The sequence below is a fragment of the Streptomyces sp. 8N114 genome, assembly GCF_052245835.1.
In the GTDB taxonomy this organism is placed as follows: Bacteria; Actinomycetota; Actinomycetes; order Streptomycetales; family Streptomycetaceae; genus Streptomyces.
Genome location: NZ_JBQQBT010000007.1, coordinates 349843 through 366657 on the forward strand (window position 1 = coordinate 349843; position 16815 = coordinate 366657).

At 68.0% G+C, this 16815-nt stretch carries 16 protein-coding genes and 3 pseudogenes; 7 read left to right on the top strand and 12 right to left on the bottom strand.

The features are described 5' to 3' along the window. Window positions 1-81: 81 nt before the first annotated feature. Entirely contained in the window at window positions 82-519 is a 438-nt protein-coding gene (locus ACTWQF_RS18260; protein WP_443280470.1) for a MarR family winged helix-turn-helix transcriptional regulator, read from the top strand. Window positions 520-550: 31 nt separating this feature from the next. On the opposite strand, the pseudogene ACTWQF_RS18265 reads toward ACTWQF_RS18260, so the two are convergent. Beyond that, window positions 551-720 (bottom strand): annotated as a pseudogene (locus tag ACTWQF_RS18265) (IS630 family transposase); the annotation flags it as partial. Window positions 721-945: 225 nt separating this feature from the next. On the opposite strand from ACTWQF_RS18265, the gene ACTWQF_RS18270 reads away from it, so the two are divergent. After that, window positions 946-2064 (top strand): DUF6183 family protein, encoded by a 1119-nt coding sequence (locus ACTWQF_RS18270; protein ID WP_443280471.1) that lies wholly within the window; start codon window positions 946-948, stop codon window positions 2062-2064. Window positions 2065-2212: 148 nt separating this feature from the next. On the opposite strand, the gene ACTWQF_RS18275 is transcribed toward ACTWQF_RS18270, so the two are convergent. The 3 genes from ACTWQF_RS18275 to ACTWQF_RS18285 form a co-directional block, all read right to left on the bottom strand. Beyond that, window positions 2213-3445 carry a hypothetical protein gene (locus ACTWQF_RS18275; protein WP_443280472.1) on the bottom strand — a complete coding sequence of 411 codons (1233 nt, stop codon included), beginning with the start codon at window positions 3443-3445 and terminating at the stop codon, window positions 2213-2215. Between the two features lie 71 nt (window positions 3446-3516). Next, a complete protein-coding gene (locus ACTWQF_RS18280) occupies window positions 3517-3657 on the bottom strand; it encodes a hypothetical protein (protein WP_443280474.1) in 141 nt (46 codons plus the stop codon). A 108-nt stretch (window positions 3658-3765) separates the two neighbouring features. Further along, window positions 3766-5517, bottom strand: coding sequence for an ABC transporter ATP-binding protein (locus tag ACTWQF_RS18285; protein ID WP_443280475.1), 1752 nt, complete (start codon window positions 5515-5517; stop codon window positions 3766-3768). A gap of 106 nt (window positions 5518-5623) precedes the next feature. Between ACTWQF_RS18285 and ACTWQF_RS18290 the strand changes: the two genes are divergently transcribed. Next, window positions 5624-6199 (top strand): TetR/AcrR family transcriptional regulator, encoded by a 576-nt coding sequence (locus ACTWQF_RS18290; protein ID WP_443280477.1) that lies wholly within the window; start codon window positions 5624-5626, stop codon window positions 6197-6199. 327 nt (window positions 6200-6526) lie between these two features. Here the strand turns inward: ACTWQF_RS18290 and ACTWQF_RS18295 are convergent, their stop codons facing one another. The 6 genes and pseudogenes from ACTWQF_RS18295 to ACTWQF_RS18320 all read right to left on the bottom strand — a co-directional run bounded on the left by ACTWQF_RS18295 (window position 6527) and on the right by ACTWQF_RS18320 (window position 11643). Further along, complete coding sequence (locus ACTWQF_RS18295; RefSeq protein WP_443280479.1) at window positions 6527-7561, bottom strand: nucleoside hydrolase; 1035 nt, start codon at window positions 7559-7561, stop codon at window positions 6527-6529. 884 nt (window positions 7562-8445) lie between these two features. Then, entirely contained in the window at window positions 8446-8733 is a 288-nt protein-coding gene (locus ACTWQF_RS18300; RefSeq protein WP_443280480.1) for a hypothetical protein, read from the bottom strand. A gap of 72 nt (window positions 8734-8805) precedes the next feature. Then, window positions 8806-9786 carry a threonine ammonia-lyase gene (locus ACTWQF_RS18305; RefSeq protein ID WP_443280482.1) on the bottom strand — a complete coding sequence of 327 codons (981 nt, stop codon included), beginning with the start codon at window positions 9784-9786 and terminating at the stop codon, window positions 8806-8808. 210 nt (window positions 9787-9996) lie between these two features. Continuing rightward, window positions 9997-10369: pseudogene (locus tag ACTWQF_RS18310) on the bottom strand (transposase); the annotation flags it as partial. A gap of 66 nt (window positions 10370-10435) precedes the next feature. After that, window positions 10436-10692: pseudogene (locus tag ACTWQF_RS18315) on the bottom strand (transposase family protein); the annotation flags it as partial. 156 nt (window positions 10693-10848) lie between these two features. Further along, entirely contained in the window at window positions 10849-11643 is a 795-nt protein-coding gene (locus ACTWQF_RS18320) for a DUF1868 domain-containing protein (protein WP_443280484.1), read from the bottom strand. Window positions 11644-12186: 543 nt separating this feature from the next. Between ACTWQF_RS18320 and ACTWQF_RS18325 the strand changes: the two genes are divergently transcribed. The 3 genes from ACTWQF_RS18325 to ACTWQF_RS18335 all read left to right on the top strand — a co-directional run bounded on the left by ACTWQF_RS18325 (window position 12187) and on the right by ACTWQF_RS18335 (window position 14582). Continuing rightward, window positions 12187-12549, top strand: coding sequence for a hypothetical protein (locus tag ACTWQF_RS18325; RefSeq protein ID WP_443280486.1), 363 nt, complete (start codon window positions 12187-12189; stop codon window positions 12547-12549). A gap of 232 nt (window positions 12550-12781) precedes the next feature. Continuing rightward, window positions 12782-12949, top strand: a complete 168-nt coding sequence (locus ACTWQF_RS18330) for a hypothetical protein (RefSeq protein WP_443280487.1) — start codon at window positions 12782-12784, stop codon at window positions 12947-12949. 376 nt (window positions 12950-13325) lie between these two features. Next, complete coding sequence (locus ACTWQF_RS18335; RefSeq protein ID WP_443280489.1) at window positions 13326-14582, top strand: FAD-dependent monooxygenase; 1257 nt, start codon at window positions 13326-13328, stop codon at window positions 14580-14582. A 76-nt stretch (window positions 14583-14658) separates the two neighbouring features. On the opposite strand, the gene ACTWQF_RS18340 is transcribed toward ACTWQF_RS18335, so the two are convergent. Beyond that, complete coding sequence (locus tag ACTWQF_RS18340) at window positions 14659-14859, bottom strand: hypothetical protein (RefSeq protein ID WP_443280491.1); 201 nt, start codon at window positions 14857-14859, stop codon at window positions 14659-14661. A 435-nt stretch (window positions 14860-15294) separates the two neighbouring features. Here ACTWQF_RS18340 and ACTWQF_RS18345 point away from each other — a divergent pair, with 435 nt between their 5' ends. After that, window positions 15295-15660, top strand: a complete 366-nt coding sequence (locus ACTWQF_RS18345) for a peptidoglycan-binding domain-containing protein (protein WP_443280493.1) — start codon at window positions 15295-15297, stop codon at window positions 15658-15660. Window positions 15661-15685: 25 nt separating this feature from the next. Here the strand turns inward: ACTWQF_RS18345 and ACTWQF_RS18350 are convergent, their stop codons facing one another. Then, window positions 15686-16333, bottom strand: coding sequence for a class I SAM-dependent DNA methyltransferase (locus ACTWQF_RS18350; protein ID WP_443280495.1), 648 nt, complete (start codon window positions 16331-16333; stop codon window positions 15686-15688). Window positions 16334-16815: the final 482 nt, after the last annotated feature.

A 16815-nucleotide genomic window follows, 5' to 3' on the forward strand; every position in this document is an offset into this window, starting at 1 on the left:
ACACTCGGCTTGCCCGCCACAACCCCTCCGTGCATAGTTGAAGACAAGTACATGTCATTCTACATATGACTTGGAGGGTTCGTGGACACGCCCAAGCCCATCGGCTACTGGCTCAAGCACCTGCACAACCTGTTGGAGGAGCAGTTCGACGCAACCCTTGCCGACCTCGGTCTCGGACGCCGGCACTGGCAGATCCTCAATACCCTGGCTCGCGGCGAAGCCACCCGCGACGGGCTCATAGCCGCCCTCGCCCCCTTCTGGGCACCAGGCGAGCCGGACCTGGACAGGGTCCTGGAGGACGTCACCGCCCGCGGATGGATCCGTCCAGGCCCGTCCCTCGAGCGGAACCCCGTCGTTCTCGCCGACGAGGGACGCGCCGCTCACGCGAACATCGCGGCACGTGTTGATGCAACCCGCGCAGTGGTGCTCAAGGGTCTGACCCCCGAGCAGTACACCGAAACCGTACGGATCCTGTCGGTTATGGCAGGTAATGTCGAAGCGGATCTCGCCGCCCGGTAGTGCTGCGACCGGGGCTCGGCGGTGTCCGGTGTCAGGCCGTGGCCCGGACCGCCCGGCCGCCCCGACGGATGCCTTTCTCACTGCGGATCCGCGCGCGTTCGCGACGCTGAGCGGCGCGGACGTCGGGTGGCGGGCGTAGGCGTTGCGCCAGCGCAGGTAGGCGTGCGGGGCGCGGGTCTGCACCGTGTGGTTGGGGTGCCGGGCCGTCACGGTAGTGCGGCATGACCAGGCCCTTTCACCAAGAGCACCCCGATGCTGCCCCGGCAAGAGACTTGGTGCCTCCCAAACTCAGGTTCTGGCTCAACTTCTGTGGTGGTGTGCCATGCACGCTCGTGCCCGGGTCGCTGCCAGCTTGTCTGCGGTGCGGGGCGGTGCTCCGGCCCTGGTCCGGGCCACCGAATCCCGCCCGGCATAGGGTGACACACCGTGGAAGACGCCAAGGATGATCTCGGAAGTCTCGTATGGGGCCAGGCCGAACAGCGCGCCGCGCAAGGTGACCCCTCGTACGTGCGCGAGCTGGGCTCGCAGCTGGCCGACCGGCACGCGGCCGCTGTCGAGCAGGTGCGTGAGTACGAGCGCCAACTTGCCTACGTGGTAAGGGTGCTCGCCCTAACCCCTGGCCGCGCCAGCCTCGTACAGCTGTGCCGACTCCTTGATGAAAAGCGCCCATCCACTTCGGGTTCCGGCCTCCTGCCGCGCTTTGTCGCGTCGCTCCTCGCAGAGCACCAGTACGTCACCGACCTGGCAGCCACCGTCTTCGACCGCCGCGAGTGGGGCCGGCTGGACGAGCTGCGCGCCTGCCTCTTCCACGAATTGGTGCTCCGTGGCGTGGATATCGACAAGTTCCCGCCGCTGCGCTCCTGGCCGCTCGAACGGCCCGGCTGGCATGCTCTGGCCTGGCTCCCGGTGCACCTCAGCGCATTTGAGTCCGATGTCGACTTTCCGAGCCGCTCGATACGCGGCTCCGCCCGCGGAGGGCCGGCCAATCTACCCAGCGAGGGTCGGATGGACCCGCCGACACCACGCACGTCCGAGCGGTCCGCCCTTCGGGACATCGCCACCGTGGATGTCTACGAGACCATCGTCGCTGCTGTGCAGGCGGGCGAATGGGGTGACTACGGGGCCTGGGTTTTCATGCTCGACGAAGCCATCACCCCCGACCAGGTGCCCGCCTTGCTGCCGACCCTGCCTATGGACTGTGTCGACGGTCTCGGACCCACGGGGCGCTTTGAGATCGCGGTCCGCCCGGCAGACGGAATCTGGAGCATGCTCTTTGCCACCGCATCGATGGGCGGTATGTACGGCTCGGGCGTGCAGGGCGCCTTCGGGCGACTTTGGGCATGGCGTTCGATGGCGGGGCTCAGCGGCACTCGGGTGGGCGCGAGTGTGGAGGAGGTGGAGTACCAGGCCCGGCAGTGCACCTGGTTCCACTTCGAGGCCGATGCGGACTGGTTCCACAACGACATTTCCGCCGACTACGGCATAGCCACCCTCTCTGCCGACCGCCGCCGGATCGCAGTACTGGCAGCGACTGACACCGACTAGAGATACAGGCGGACCAGTTCCCCGACACAACCCGTGTCGACTGCATTGAATGCGACTGGCTTCGGTGAAATCCGACATCACAGAAGTTGAGCCAGAGCCACTACGGTTCGATAGGTCCACCGGCTGAGCGGGCGGCGCCAGGGCACTGTCAGTCAGAGAAGACGGGCATCTTGAGCTGGGGGTGGTCTTTGCAGCCGAGGCGTTTGGTCTCAGCGGTGACGTAGCGGGGGAACATCTTCCGTACCGCCTGTCGGCCGGCCGCCCCGCCGTCGCCCTCGGTGGCCGGGGGCCTCGCGGTGAAGGCCACGACGTCGTCGCCCTTGCAGGGCATTTGTACGACGGCCTGCGTGGCGTTCAGTGTCCCGAACACCTTGGGGGAGCCGGCGGCCCGGATTTCCGGGCCGCCATACAGGGCGGCGTCGTCGTAAGCATGAGCGAGACGGGGATCGGCGATGGTGGTGAAGAGCCCCTCGCGTCCTTCCAATCCCTCGGGGTTGACCTCACAGGTACGCACCCCGTGTCGGGAGCCCTTCGAGCTCCGGTCGTACGGTGACCGAGGGTTCACCTCCTGCGGCCAGTCGAGGTTCTCGATTCCGCACAAACGGTGCCTGGCGTCCTCATAGCGTGGCGGGCGGGGGAGTTTGCCTGGTGTGGGCAGGGTGCCTTTGCAGCCGTAGTGGTGCATAGCAGCGTTGGCGACGTCGGTGACGGCCCGTGCCATCTCGGCTTGAGCCGGCACATCCTTCTGCGACAGGCGGACACCGTTGGCCCGGGTGATTACCACCATGAACGGAGTGGCGTCTTCGCCATAGCCTGGGCCACTGAGGCAGCTTTCGGGGATTTCGCGCCACGCCCGCGTCGGGGACGTCACGCCCGTGCTGATGTGTCTGCCGTGGCCGGACTGGAAGGACGTCATGCCACCTGTCAGGTTCTCCCTCACCCACAGCGGCCCATGGACACCGTCAGCTTGGGGCCGGCCGTTGCTGACCGTCTCCAGCTTCACGGTGACGGAGTGGGCGAGCTCTCCCCTTCCGAGGCGACATTCGCCCCTGGAGCGCTCCGTCGTCAACTCCCCTCGAGCGGGTATCTCTTCCGACCACAGCCGGTCCTCCTCCAGGTCCGGCATCAGGTCAGTCTGCTCCTTGTGGGAGAACGCGCCCCAACAGGCAGCAGCGCGGGGCTCCTTCTGCATGGGCAGTTTGCCTGCCTGCCAGGCCATGCCACCTGCGCCGACCAGCACACCGGCCATGACGCCTGCCACGGCGGCCGTCGGCCGGCCCCGCAAACGACGCTGTCGGGGCTTCGGCGGGTCCTGCAGGACCCGCGTTTCGCTTTGCTGCTCGCCACTCGACACTTCGTGCCCCCTGCCGGTGATGGTCACTGGTCGTGCGGGAGCGTACAGACCGGTGATCAGCGGAGCATCACGAGGGCCGGACTCCGCAACCTGGTCCTTCAGTCAGCTTCGTCCGGCTCGCTGGCGCGTGCGATGCCGTCCAGCTCTGCGCCGATGGCTTCGCGTTCCGTGGCCCAGCGGTGGAGGCCCTCTTGGATCTCCCGCAGCTTGGCCGGGTCGTCGGCAGCGGAGGCTGCCACGATGGCGAAGCCGGTGCTGCCGTCACTAGACCGGTGCTGCCGTCACGAGAATGGACGATCCCGGGCAGCAGCTTGGACGTACACGGCGTGGATAGACCCTCGTTCTCGTCACACCGCCTGTGGGTCCGCAGAGATACGCAGGGCCTCCACCAGCTCCCGGTACAGCGCGTCCGTGGCGAGCAGCTCATCGTGGCTGCCCCGCGCGCGTATCCGGCCCTCGTCCAGCACCACGATGGTGTCCGCGTCGATCACGGTGGACAGCCGGTGGGCGATCGTGACGACGGCGCCGGTCTCCGCGCGGGCGCGGACGCACCCCTGGACGGCGGCCTCGGTCAGCCCGTCGAGCTGGGCCGTCGCCTCGTCCAGGAGAAGCACGTCCGGGGCGCGCAACAGGGCGCGGGCCAGTGCGATGCGCTGCCGCTCGCCGCCCGAGACGGCCGTGCCGGACAGGGACGTGCCGAGCCCGTCGTCCAGGGCGTCGACTTTCTCTGCCAGCCGCACCTCGTCCAGCACCCGGCGCAGTTCCGCGTCGGTCGCGTCGGGGCGGGACAGCAGCAGGTTGTCTCGGATGCTCCCGGGCACGACCGGGGTGTCCTGCTCGACGTACGCCAAGCGGGACCGGATCTCGTCGTGGGTGTGGTCGCGGTAGGGACGGCCGTCCAGGAGCAGTTCGCCTCCGGTCGGCTCCAAGAAGCGCAGTACCAGGGAGAACAGGGTGGTCTTGCCCGCTCCCGACGGTCCGACGATCGCGGTGTGCCCACGCCGCGGAATAACCAGGTCGACATCGCGCACCACCGGTTCGGCGTCGGGGCCGTAGGCCGCGGTGACGGCTCGCAGTTCCAGTACGGGGGTGTCCGGTCGGGCGATCTCGCGCACCGGGGTCTGCCGTACGGGTCGCCCCACCGTCTCCTCCGTCCGGAGGTCCTCCGTCTCCCGGATCCGTTCCGCCGCGGCGATGCCCGACTGGAGCGCGGTGACGTTCTGGCCGAGTTCGCTGACCGGTTCCATCAGCCCGAACGCGTACAGCAGGAACGCGACGAGGCTGGAGACCTCGAGCGCCCCCTCGGAGACCCGCCACGCGCCCACGCCCAGGACCAGGACGATCGCCAGTTGGATGCCTGCCCCCGCGATCGTCCAGGCCAGGGCTTCGCGGCGGACCGCGCGGATACCGTGCTCGGCGGAGGTGCGCGCGTCGGCGACGATGCGCTCGGCCGTGCGGTCCTCGGCCCGGCCTGCCTTCACCGTCCGGATGGCGCGCAGCGCACCCTCCAGGTTGCCGCCGAGCCGTCCCAGATGGTCCTGGGCGCGTCGCTGGGCGGTCGCGATCCCGGGCATCAGGACGGCGAACAGGACGCCGAGCACCGCCACGGCCGCCCCGACCGTGCCCAGCAGCACCAGGTCGAGTACGCCCATGAGAACCAGGGTCCCGAGGAGCATGACCACGGCGTTGATCAGGCCGACCGGGACGCCGGTGGCGGCCTCGTGCAGCAGGACCGTGTCGGACGTGACGCGGGTGACCAGCTCGCCGGGGGGTCGCCGGGTGACCGCGGGCACCGTGGCCCGCAGGAAGCGATGCACCATCGACTCGCGGGCCCGGAGCACCACGCGCTCCCCCAGAGCGCCGATCAGCGTCCACTGCCAGTACGTGACGGCACTGCCTACGACCAGCAGAAACAGCAGGGCCAGCAGCGGCCCCCGCAGCGAGTCGGAGCCACCGAGCGCGTCGAGCACGCCCTTTGTGACCATCGGCGTGGCCAGTCCCATCCCGGACCCCACGAGGGCGAGGACGAGAGCCAGGGCCAGGGCTCGCCGGTGCGGACGAGCGAACGACCAGAGGATCCGCAGCCGCGGAATGGACACTTTGGAAGACGTACCTTCCGGAACAGTCATGCCGCTGAATGGAACACTGCTGTTCCGTAACGGTCAAGCGATTTTCATCATGGAAGGGAGCGCTACCGTATGGCGCATGAGTGAGGAGCGGACAGGGGCGCCTGAGAGCGGAACACGGACACGCACGCGGCGCGCCATCGTCGACGCCGCCGTCGTCCTGCTGGCCGGCGACCCGACCGCGTCGCTTGGCGATGTCGCGGCAGCGGCGGGGGTGGGGCGGACGACCGTGCACCGCTACTTCCCCGAGCGGTCCGACCTGCTGGCGGCCATCGGCGCGGACGTCCTGGAGAAGGTCGCCGCTGCGACCGAGCGCGCCCGGCTCGACGACGGCCCGGCCGCCAAAGCGCTGGAGCGGCTCTGCCAGGAGTACTTCGAGCTCGGCGACGGCCTCACGCTGATGTTCGAGTCGCCGCAGCTGGCGACCTGGTCCGGCTGGGACGAGGAGACCGCCGCCGACCAGGACTTCCTGCGCACGGTCCGGCGCGGCCACACGGAGGGCAGCATCGACCCCGAGCTGGACGAGGAGTGGGTCCGCAATCTGGTGTGGGCACTGCTGTACTCGGCCTGGGAGCACACCCGCACCGCCGGGGCGTCCAAGCACACCGCCATGACCCTGTGCCTGCACACCCTGCGCAAGGCCATCGCCCCCTAGCCAGAAGCCGGGTCCGACAACTCGACAACTCACCCTGAAAACCTGCATGGGGGGCTGCGGCCGCTGCTGAGGAGATGCTGTCAGCCTGCGACCAGTGGCCGTCCACGGCAGCCCCGAGCTGTCTACGGCGTCACCGTCACAGACACACCACGCTGCGGCCGGCCTCCGCATCACGGTGCAGATCGGGAAGCACCTCGGCGGCGGTGGAGGTAGGTGATGAACGGCCCGAAGTGCGCGGAAGACGTCGTATGCCTCGCCGACGGCGGCTCGTCCTGCGGGGTCTAGCTGGTAGGCATCCAACAGTGCGGACAGGTGGGATAGTCATCTTCAATCGGCACCTGCGTCAGCCCCCCGTGTCAATCGGGCCGTGCCGGCCTTCGACGGGTTCAGCGCCTCGGTGAGCCAGCTCATGAAGGGCACGTATGCCGCGCTCGTACTCCAGCGCAGAACGGCCCCCTCGCCGTGTTCCGCTGCGGTCGTGCGACCGATTCTGTCCATCGTGATCGGCATCAACTCCGAGTCCACGAACGGGAGGTCGAGCGCGGCCGAGAGGGTGAGCGCGTCGTGCTGCATGCTGCCCGGGTGGAAGTCTCGGAACCACCGGTCCAAATGGTCGGAGAGGATCCGCGCCCACGGCGGGTTATTCGGGGCGTTCAGGGCCTCGTACAACGCGCTGTTCGCGGTGACCTCCATCTGCGGCGTGAACGTCACCTCGGAGGGAATGAACTCCGGGGTCGTCAGGCGGCCTTCGGCCACCGCCGCGAGCACCGCCTGAGCGGCCGGGACGTCGAGCCGGACGTTGTGCTCGGCGCGTTCGGGGTTGCGGTACCTGAGTGCTCCGCCCATCTGCGTCACGCGCAATTGCGCAGCCACCTCGGGGGCCTCGGCGAGGACGCGGGCGAGGTTGCTCAGCGGGGCAATGCCAACCCACCGCACCGGCCCCGTGGTGGAGGCGCATACCTCACGGACCGCAGCCACCACATCGGTGGGCTGAGGCGGCACGTCCTGGGGAATCAAGTCGTCCACGCAGTAATAGGGGGTCGCTCCCAAGGAGGCCCCGGCCACCGTGGCCACGTCGCTACGGCCCATGGCGTCCAGGAGGTGCCGGGCGAAGCGAGCGCGCTGCCCTGCGGCTTCGTCTCCCGTGATCACCGCGGCCAGTTCAGGCACGTGCCGGGCCGCGACGGCGACGGCCAGCGCGTCATCGGCGTCGCCGCCGATATCGGTGTCAATGATCAGAGGGCTATGGCGCAGGTCCTCCAGCCACGGGCCGGTGGTTTGCAGCTGCTCGCCGATCTCGGCGAGCCCGCCGCCCGGAACGGCGTTCCCGAGGTCCACCGTGGTCTCCCAGCGGCGCCCCATGGCATCTACTCCTTCCTGGTGCGAAAGCTCGCACTCTTGCACAGGCGTTGGTCACTTCGCGATGGGATGCGAACGGGCCCTCCTTGCTTCCCGCAGATCGCACAGCGGATCGGAGCGGGGCGGTGAGCGGCTGGGGCCATCTGACGGTGCGCTGGTGGCACCGTTCCGGACGCCGCTTTCACCACTGCGCGCCGCAGCGCTGCTCCTTGAGGAACCTGATCACCGCCATCTTGGCAACGGGGGGCCAGACGGATGCGCTCGGGGAGGGTCTGGCGGCTATCGCTCTGGCGTTGACTGACGTGGCAGAGGCGATCAGGGACGCGTCGGCGGACCTGCAGCGGCGGTAGCGACTTCCGCTTGGGCCCTCGTTAAGGGCCCCGAGCGGGGCGCTGTTACCTACGGGTGTGTGACGGGCCGCCCGGCGTGGTGGGGCGGCCCGTCGGGGTCGGGGTGGTCAGTTCTGGATCCACCACGTCAGCAGCCATGTCACCATTCTCGTTGTCTCCTCTCGGCAGGCGTCGGACTACGTGGAAGGCAACGCCGGAGGCGTGGCACTGCCCTGGGTCGGTCGAACTGTCCCAGGGGTGACAGTAGTTGCCGTGTGGCACACCGGGGTATCGGCCTTTGGGACGGTGGCGTATCGGCCTATGGGACGGCATCGGCAACAGCATGGTGTACGTCCTGCGGGGCCTGTGGGAAACCCCTCTGAGCCGTCCGCAACTGTGGTGTTCCACCTTGCCTGCTGCCCCCTGACGCCAACGATTGGCACACACGCTCTGGGAGCCGAGCTGTGTGCGGCGAGCAATTGTCAATGGTTGTGGACGGCTGCGCGCGGGCGTCGTGCGAGGAACCCGCCTATTCGTTCAAGCCGTCTCCGCCGGAGATCACAAGCTCAGGTAACGCTGCTCAGCAGTGAGGAGAGCTTCTCCGAGGCTGCTGTCGGAGGGCCACGAGTCGGTGATCACTCGGGCCATGCCGCTGAGACGTTGTCCCCGTGGTGGCAGCGTCCCCAACATGACTTGGCCCTGAAGGATCTCCAGGTTGGCGCGGAAGGTCTTGAGCTGTTTCGGATTGCCGACAGTGCCCCGGCCTGCGGCGTGCTCTGAGAGCTCTTCCTCGATCGCTGCAAGGGCGGCTTCCACTGCCTTCAGCGCGCGCTGCGTCTTGGTCATGTCAGTTTCCGGGTCTCTCAGTCAGAGCCTGGGGGCCAGTCTCGCATCATGGACAGCCAGGTCGAGCAATTGTCAAGACCTTTGGTTGGGAGCCGCACCGACCCAGCGGCGATAGGCGTCCACATCGACGTTGCTGCCGCACACGATGGTGACTACGTGTCGGCCGGCGAAGCGGTCACGGTCTTCGAGGATCGCCGCGACGCCGAGCGCGGCCGACGGTTCGACGACGAGGCCGGCGTGGTCGAGGAGCATCCGCATACCGGCGATGATCGACGCCTCCTGGACCAGGACGGCGTCGTCAGCGACGAGGAGGAGGTCGTCCAGGACGTCCGGGATGGGACGCCGGCCGGCGACGCCGTCAGCGATGGTGTTGGTCGAGTCGGTGGTGACGACGCGCTGCTGGTGCCACGAGTGCGTCATCGCCGGTGCGCCCAGCGGCTGGATGCAGATCACCTCGGCTTCGGGCGCCATGGCCTTCACCACATGACCCACGCCGGTGGCCAGTGCCCCGCCACCGAGAGCAACCAGGACGGCGTCGAACGAGGGCACCATGTCCACCAGTTCCAGGCCGATGGTCGCCGCGCCCTCGCAGGTTTCGATGTCAAGACTGTCTTCGACCAGCCGGATGCCGTCGTACCCCGCGATGGCTGCCGCCCGCTCTCGAGCCATCTCGTGGTCGCCGTCGACCAGTTCCAACCTGGCGTCCAGTGCGCGGATGCGATCAAGCTTGGCCGCAGTCGCGAAGCGGGATGCCACGACGGTGACGTCGAGCCCCCGGCCGCGACCGGACCAGGCGAGGGCTTGGCCAAGGTTGCCCGCGCTGGCGCAAACCACGGCTCGTGGGCCATTGTCGGCGAGCAGGCTCGCGACTACCTCGGTGCCGCGGCCCTTGAAGCTGCGGACCGGGTTCGCCGTTTCGAGCTTGATGCTCACCGTGCACCCGAGGTCGGGCTCCAGCGCCTCGCAGCGGTACAGCGGAGTGTCGAGAAACATCGGGTCGATTACCCGGCGAGCCGCCCGGATCCGAGCAGTGTCGAGGCGCGTCTCCTGCATGACACAGCAGCGTAGCGCCGCCGACGCAGTTCCTTTTGGACGAATGCCCTGCGGAACCGGCAGTAATAGGTAAGACCTGTGGGTCGGTTGAGGTTGTGCACGCCGCGGCGGGCTCGGGACGCTCGACGAGGTAACCGCGTTCGAAGAGGGCTCCAGCGCGGACGAGGGCGACGAGATGCGGTGCGTTCACGGCCCGGGCCGCTGCTCGCGGTCTTCCGCGTTATAGATGTACTGGATCGCTTTCTTCGCCATCGGCTGGGCCGACTTCGGGAGGCTGTCGAGGGCATTTTCGGTTTTGTGAACCCAGCATCTTTGTGGGCGTGTTGCCGGGCACACCTCGGCAAGGGCCTTCCAAAAGCCCAGGGCGCCGTCGCTCACCGCGAAGACGGGATCGTGCATCCCACGCCGGGGCGGCATCCCGCAGCAGGTTCGCCCAGGACTCCGACGACTCGCGGTAGCCGTCGGCCATCGCGATGAGTTCCTTAGTGCCGTCGGCGCGCACGCCCATCAGCACCAGCACGCAGGCTTTCGCCTGCTCCAGGCGGACCTTCAGGTGGATGACATCGGCCCAGACATAGACGTAGCCCGCCTAACGGCTGTCCCGTAAATGATCTTTGATGTGCTGGGTGACCTGCTGGGGGTTTCTGCGTCACCCGGCAGGGACAAGGTTGTGCAGGCGGGCGGTGCCGGGCAGGGCGTGGTGAATGACGTCGCCTTTCAGTCGGCAGTCGCGAAGGATCTTCCAGCCCTTCATTCCGGCGAAGACATGCTCCAACGCGGGCGCGGGCTTTGCGGTGGGAGGTGTTGTGTTCCTCTTTCCAGGCCGGGAGTTCGTCTGGCCTTTCTCAGGCGGTGCGGGATGACCAGGCCGGTGCCCCGGCAGCCACCGTCCGCGATGACCGTGGTGTTGCAACTGTGCCTCGATGCCAACGGAAGCGACGAGGTCTATGCCAGGCCGTGCACGCCGGGTGGCAATGACTACCAGCGGTGGGGGCGCTGACTGCCCGACTCGGGCAGCAACCGACGGACCGTCTCTACCGGCTCATCGGCGATTGGAGCGGATCAGGCCTTCGGCAGCCGCCACAATTGTGGGAACGCGAGCATGTCGTCGAAGAGGTTGAACGCCGGGTGCTCCATAGTCACGGTGGCGGCGTCGCCGGTGAAGAGTGCGGAGCACTGCGCGGTCAGTCGCTCCATGGCCGGCACGTCGGATTCCAGCGGCTTGACCAGGCGGTAGCCGATGGTCGAGTGGAACTGGTAGGTCTCGAAGTCCGACGCCCGGATCTCCAGCAGGGCGCTCAGCTCCCGTCGGATCGTCCAGAGCGTATTGAAGGTGGCGTCGTCGGCGGGAGTGAGCTCCATCGTGAAGGCGGTGTCGAAGGGATGGAACCCCTTGACCTTCATCTTGATCGGGCCCACTGGGGTCAGCGTCGACTCCTGGAGGCGCGCGAGGATCCGCTGGGACACCTCGGAGACATCCGTGCAGTCAGCGAGCCAGGCCGGGAGTTGCTTGTTGACGACGGTGTCTTGTGTCGTGGCGTCGAACACCGTCATGTGCATGCTCTGGTGTGGCAGGCAGACGTACTGATCGGCGATGGAGGACCGCTTCATGAGCTCCATCGCCTTGGTCTCGGCGTGGAAGAAGGCCGAGTCCTGGGGCACAGGGCAAACAAACGTGTTGCCACGGAAGCGCTGCGCGTTGCCGTCGAGGTCCCACTTCTTGCCGGGTCCGGCGGCCAGCGGCTCGCGCCGCTCGGTGCTCTGCGAGGCGGCAAACGCCGTGGCGGGGGCAATCGCGAGACCGGCGGCAGCACCGGCAGCGCCGAAGAGGACGCCCCGGCGGTTGGGGGTAGACATGTCACTCCTGTTGAGTCGGGGGCCAGACAGGCGAAAAGTGCCGGGGCGACCTGAACGTTGGATGGACCCTGGCCTACCTCTAGGCGGCGACTGTGAGCTTGTCCCTGGCCGTAGCCGCCCACGCCTGCCTGACCGGCCTACGGGCCCGCGAACTGGACGCCGGAAAAGCAGAAACGGGTCCTCCCAACTCACTCACCTGAGCCTCGTCGAGATCAGACGGCTGATCCACCGCCTCACCGACCCCCGATCCGCATCAGTCAGCCACACTCTGCACTGGTCACGCCGGCGCGCCGCAGACGCGACACGTCCAAGCCCGCAGCAGCCTTACGTGCGACGTTGCCCAGCTATCAGAACAAACACCGTTGCAGTACTAGCGGCGGCCGTTGTGGCACGGCCGTGATCATGCGAAAGGGCCAGTTCGAGAGGATCAACCGGTGGACTGGTCCACTATCGCCAGCACGGTAGTCGGCAGCCCTATCGGGATTGCCTCAACCCTCACGGGGGAGTGGGTGCACTCCCGCCGGGACCGGGAGACGAGCGGCCATGCCGTCCGTCTCCAGCTCCACGGCGACAATCTTGCTGCACTGTCCCGCACGCGCTCAGACCTGCGGGCCGTTGCCCGGTCTGCTGATGTGCCTCCTGAGCAGCGCGCGAGCAGGGCTTTGGAGGCGTTTCCTGGGTGGCGGAGCATACGAACTGCGCTACCAGGTCGCGATCGTCGCGCCCGAAGAGGTGGTCGAGGCGTCCACCATCGCATTCCGCGAACTGCGGCTGCTGCGCGAGCGGCTCCGGGAGGGTGCCCTGCGCACCGATGCCGCAGTTGCCGAGGCTCGGCGGCGTTGGAAAGAGGCATTCGGAAAGCTGCGCACCCGGATCCGTGCGGACCTGGGGGCTTCCGGGCGCTGAGCGGTGAATGCTGCACTCTCAGGGCATGGCGATGTTGCATGGGGGCGCGGCCAGTAGTGGGTGTAGGCCAGTGCTGGTCTGCTGAGGGTGGGGCCGAAGGCAGCGAACAAGCTCTCCAGGCGGCTGTGGGGGTTGATGTCCTCGGCGTGGGTGGGGAGCACGACGACTGGGGGCTGGGTGGCGGTAAGGGCGCAGCCCCTGTGGCAGTGCGCTGCCACAGGGGCTGGAAGGTGTGCGGATCGCCCTGCAGCGCCAGGACGAGACGCTCGGTGCGGGACCAGCCGAGGAGGAAGGTGCCCTCCAGAGCGGCAGTGATCTGTTCGGGCTGGAGGGTGTGACGGAGAACGACGGCGATGTCATAGGCGCTGGGGGAGCCGCAGCGTCGTGCCGGCGCCCGTAGGGCGGTTGCCAGATCGGTGTGGGAGCTGGCGCTGCGGAAGTGGTGCTGGCCTGGCGGCGGCGCGGAGTTCTCGACGGTCAGGTGGCGGTGTTCGTCGTCCCAGATCTGGCGGATGACGCATACGTCGGCGCCCACGGGCGCTAGCCGAGGGCGTGCGGTCAGCTCCCAGGAGGGGAAGCGTTCGCCGGCCAGGACAACTGAGGTAGGAGGCGGAGACGCGGGTGCGCTGGCCGAGCTGGCGTAGCGGAAGGCGGGCGGCTCGCTGGAGGCGCATTAGTCCGGCTGGGCCGACACACACGCAAGCCTGCCTCGGTAATCCGCACACATGGGGTATTCATGCTGCTCTAGCGCCCTCTGGTGACCTCCAGGAGGAACCGTGAGAATCTCGTGCGTCGGTGGTGGGCCCGCCGGACTCTACTTCTCGGTACTGATGAAACTGCGAGATCCCGCCCATGACATCACCGTCTACGAACGCAATCCGGCCGGTTCGACATACGGCTGGGGCGTCACCTACTGGGCTGGGCTGCTGGGGACGCTTCGGAAGGGAGATCCGGAGTCGGCCCGGGACATCCTGGAGAACTCCGTACGGTGGAGCGACGGCACCGCCTACGTGCACGGGCGAACGACGACGAACCACGGGGACGAGGGGTTCGGGATCGGAAGGCGGCGGCTGCTGGGCATCCTCGCTGCGCGGGCCAGGTCGCTCGGGGTTCGGTTGGAGTTCTCACACGAGGTGCTGCCCGCGGCGTCCGGGGTGCTGAAGGGCGCGGACCTCGTCGTCGCATGCGACGGCGTCCACAGTGCACTGCGCAGCCAATACGCCGAGCACTTCGGGCCACGCTGGACGATCGGCCGTAACAAATACATCTGGCTCGGCACCAGCAAGGTCTTCGACTCGTTCACCTTCGCGTTCGAGGAGACCGAACACGGCTGGATCTGGTGCTACGGCTACAAGTTCAGCGAGGAGCAGTCCACGTTCGTGGTGGAGTGCGCGCCCGAGACCTGGAGCGGTCTCGGCCTCGACCGGTTGGGCGAGTCCGAGTCGCTGGCCCTGTTGGGGCAGTTGTTCGTCAAGCCGCTGGACGGGCATCCGCTCATCGGCCGCACCCAGCAGGACGGCAGCGCCCCGTGGCTGAACTTCCGCACGCTCACCAACCGTACGTGGCACCGCGACAACCTCGTGCTGCTCGGCGACGCCGCGCATACCACTCACTACTCCATCGGCGCGGGTACCACTCTCGCGCTGGAGGATGCGGCAGCCCTGGCGGAAACGCTCGACCAGACGTCCGGGATGCCTGCGGCTGTGGCGGAGTACGAGCGCACCCGCAAGGCGGCCATCGCCGCCACACAAAGCGCGGCGCGGTACAGCGCACAGTGGTACGAGAACCTGCCGCGCTACGTTCGTCTTCCTCCCGAGGAGATGTTCGCCCTGCTCGGTCAGCGGCACTCGCCCCTGCTGCCGCACGTACCGCCCCAGCTGTACTACCGGGTGGACCGCACCGTCGAGAGGTCCGCCGCCCTGCGAAAGCTGAAGCGCTGGCTGGGACCCCGGCTCGCCGGCGCACTGCACGACAGCCGGACGGCACGGACCGGTGACCCGGAGGGTTCTCCTTCGCTCCCGGCGCGGAAGTAGACATGTGGCCGATAAGCGTGTGGTGAGGGCGCCGGAGAAAAATCCCCGGGCGCCCTCCTCGGCCGCTTAAGGCCGCTCAAGGGGACGCTGGGGTGCTCCGCGCAGCCCCGGGCCCGCACCAAGCCTTCTGCACGCCGTCGCCTCCGGTCACGCGTGTGAAGAGGTGCGAGAGGGCGTCTTGCCCGAGGACGAGAAGTTCCTCCACCCCGGCCTCCGACTCCACGTCGGGCAGGGCGTCCATCACCTGCTCGGCTTGGCGGCTCACCACGCTGGTCATGCCAGCACCCCGGTCCTCGTGTCACCAGACGGGGAGCCTACGGCCGTCGAGCAGGTGAGGGGACCGTTGGGTCGGGTGATCCTTCGGCGGCCTCGCTTGTCTTCGGCGTAGCAGTAAGGGGCGCGCCGGGCGTCGTGGGCCAGAGCCGCATTGACTTCATCCCCACCCTTCCCAAGGGGGATGTGGCGACGCACGCACGGTGGAAGCGGCGTCGGTGCTCTCGGTGAGAGCGGATCCGGGGCAGGCGTGGCCGGTAACAGCGGTCAAGGATACGGCGGACGCTTCCCGTCAGTCGGCGGCGCCCAGGTCCGGCTGGCTCCGTCGCCACCAGATGACTGAACCGCCGTCGACCGGTCAGCCAGGCGATCTACTCGTCATCGGCCGCGGCAGCGCTTCCTTCGCATCCCTCTGGCTGTGCGTGCTGGGCGAGGCGGAATGCTGGCCCGCGGTCTGGGGGGAGGGTGCACCCGGGGGCGGGCAACCATTCCGACCCCGACGCTGAACCAGGGCGACAGCGAGCAGGGAGGTCAAGAATGCCCAGGGTTGCTGCTGGCGCGTGGTCACAACCCTGGGCCGACAGACGGCGACTTCGGGCCAGTGAGCGTCGCGGCAACCAACGCCTTCCAGGAGGCGGCTGACATCCCGGTGGATGGCCAGATCGGCCCCATCACGTGGGGAGCCCTCCTCAATCACTTCCAGGAGCTGTCCGGGCGATCATGTGACTCGCCAGGCTGCTCCTCCTCGCCCGTCCGATCCCGTCCGATCCCCAGCCCATCGATCCGAGCCGTTGCCGTCATGTGATCGAGTGCCGTCACGTGATCGAGGTCTACGCCTTGTGGGCGAGGAGCTGAATCTCTTGGAACTGCCGCCGGTCGGTGGGCTTCGGCTGGATCACCGTGCGGGCTGCCTCAGTCAATCCGTGGTCGCGCAGGAGCGCGGCGAGACGGTCGGGGGACCAGCGGTAGGCCGTTGCCACCGCGTGGTCGTAGGCCTGCGTCTCGTGGTGGGGGCCGTCGGTGGCGGGGAAGCCGATCAACAGGTGCCCGCCGGGAGCCAGGACCCGGGCGATCTCGGCCAAGACGGCGGGTACGTCCTGCGGCAGGGTATGGATGATGGACCATCGCGAGAGCACCCCGCCCAGCGCGCCGTCCTCGATGTCCAGCGCGGCCATCGAGCCGACCTCGAACCGAAGTCCGGGGGCCGCCTCGCGAGCGAGCTCGACCATCGCGGGGGAGGCGTCGACACCGAAGGCATTCAGGCCCAAGCCGTGCAAGTGAGCTGTAACGTACCCCGGCCCACAGCCGAGGTCTGCGACCTCGCCGTCACCGTTCGCCCGCACCAGCTCCGCGAAGGCGCTCAGGAGGGCGCGCTCCAGGGGACGGTCGCGCAGGGAGTCGTGGAACATCTGCGCATAGGTGGGTGCGATGGCGTCGTAGGACTCACGGGTGGCACGCAAGGTCTGAAGGTCGGTCACCCGGAGACCGTAGCGGGTGGTGGATGCATACGCTTCAAGAACGTTGACGGAGGATCTGTGCGGATGATCACACGCGGAGCGAAATGACGAGGGAAGCTGCGGTGCGGTGACGGTACCGAGGAACATGTAGCCGCGTTCGTCGTTGCGGTTGGCCACAGCCGGTGGTTCTTCAGCTTGTTGATGGCCCGTTCGACGGTGATGTTGCGCTTCTTGTAACGGCCCTCGTCGAAGCCCGGTGACCGCCCACCCTTGTGATCCTCTGCGCAGGCGGGCGGCCCGGGTGTCGGCCTTTTCCGGGATCGTGTGCCGCATGCCCCCGATGTCGCAGGTACTCGCGGCAAGGGCGGTTGCTGTAGTACTTGTCCGGGGCAACGCTGTCCGGCTTCTTGCGGGCTTCCCGGCCCCGGGCGGGGCACTCGGATCTTCTCCAGCACGTTCTCGAACTGGGTGCAGTCCGCCCGTTGCCCCGGAGTGACGATCAG

Excerpts from the sequence above, each read along its gene's own strand:
- ACTWQF_RS18305 (WP_443280482.1), bottom strand. The coding sequence starts at position 9,786 with ATGCAGGAGACGCGCCTCGACACTGCTCGGATCCGGGCGGCTCGCCGG.
- ACTWQF_RS18295 (WP_443280479.1), bottom strand. The coding sequence starts at position 7,561 with ATGGGGCGCCGCTGGGAGACCACGGTGGACCTCGGGAACGCCGTTCCG.
- ACTWQF_RS18340 (WP_443280491.1), bottom strand. The coding sequence starts at position 14,859 with ATGACCAGCGTGGTGAGCCGCCAAGCCGAGCAGGTGATGGACGCCCTG.
- ACTWQF_RS18325 (WP_443280486.1), top strand. The coding sequence starts at position 12,187 with ATGCCGTCCGTCTCCAGCTCCACGGCGACAATCTTGCTGCACTGTCCC.
- ACTWQF_RS18320 (WP_443280484.1), bottom strand. The coding sequence starts at position 11,643 with ATGTCTACCCCCAACCGCCGGGGCGTCCTCTTCGGCGCTGCCGGTGCT.
- ACTWQF_RS18345 (WP_443280493.1), top strand. The coding sequence starts at position 15,295 with ATGCTGGCCCGCGGTCTGGGGGGAGGGTGCACCCGGGGGCGGGCAACC.
- ACTWQF_RS18290 (WP_443280477.1), top strand. The coding sequence starts at position 5,624 with ATGAGTGAGGAGCGGACAGGGGCGCCTGAGAGCGGAACACGGACACGC.
- ACTWQF_RS18300 (WP_443280480.1), bottom strand. The coding sequence starts at position 8,733 with ATGACCAAGACGCAGCGCGCGCTGAAGGCAGTGGAAGCCGCCCTTGCA.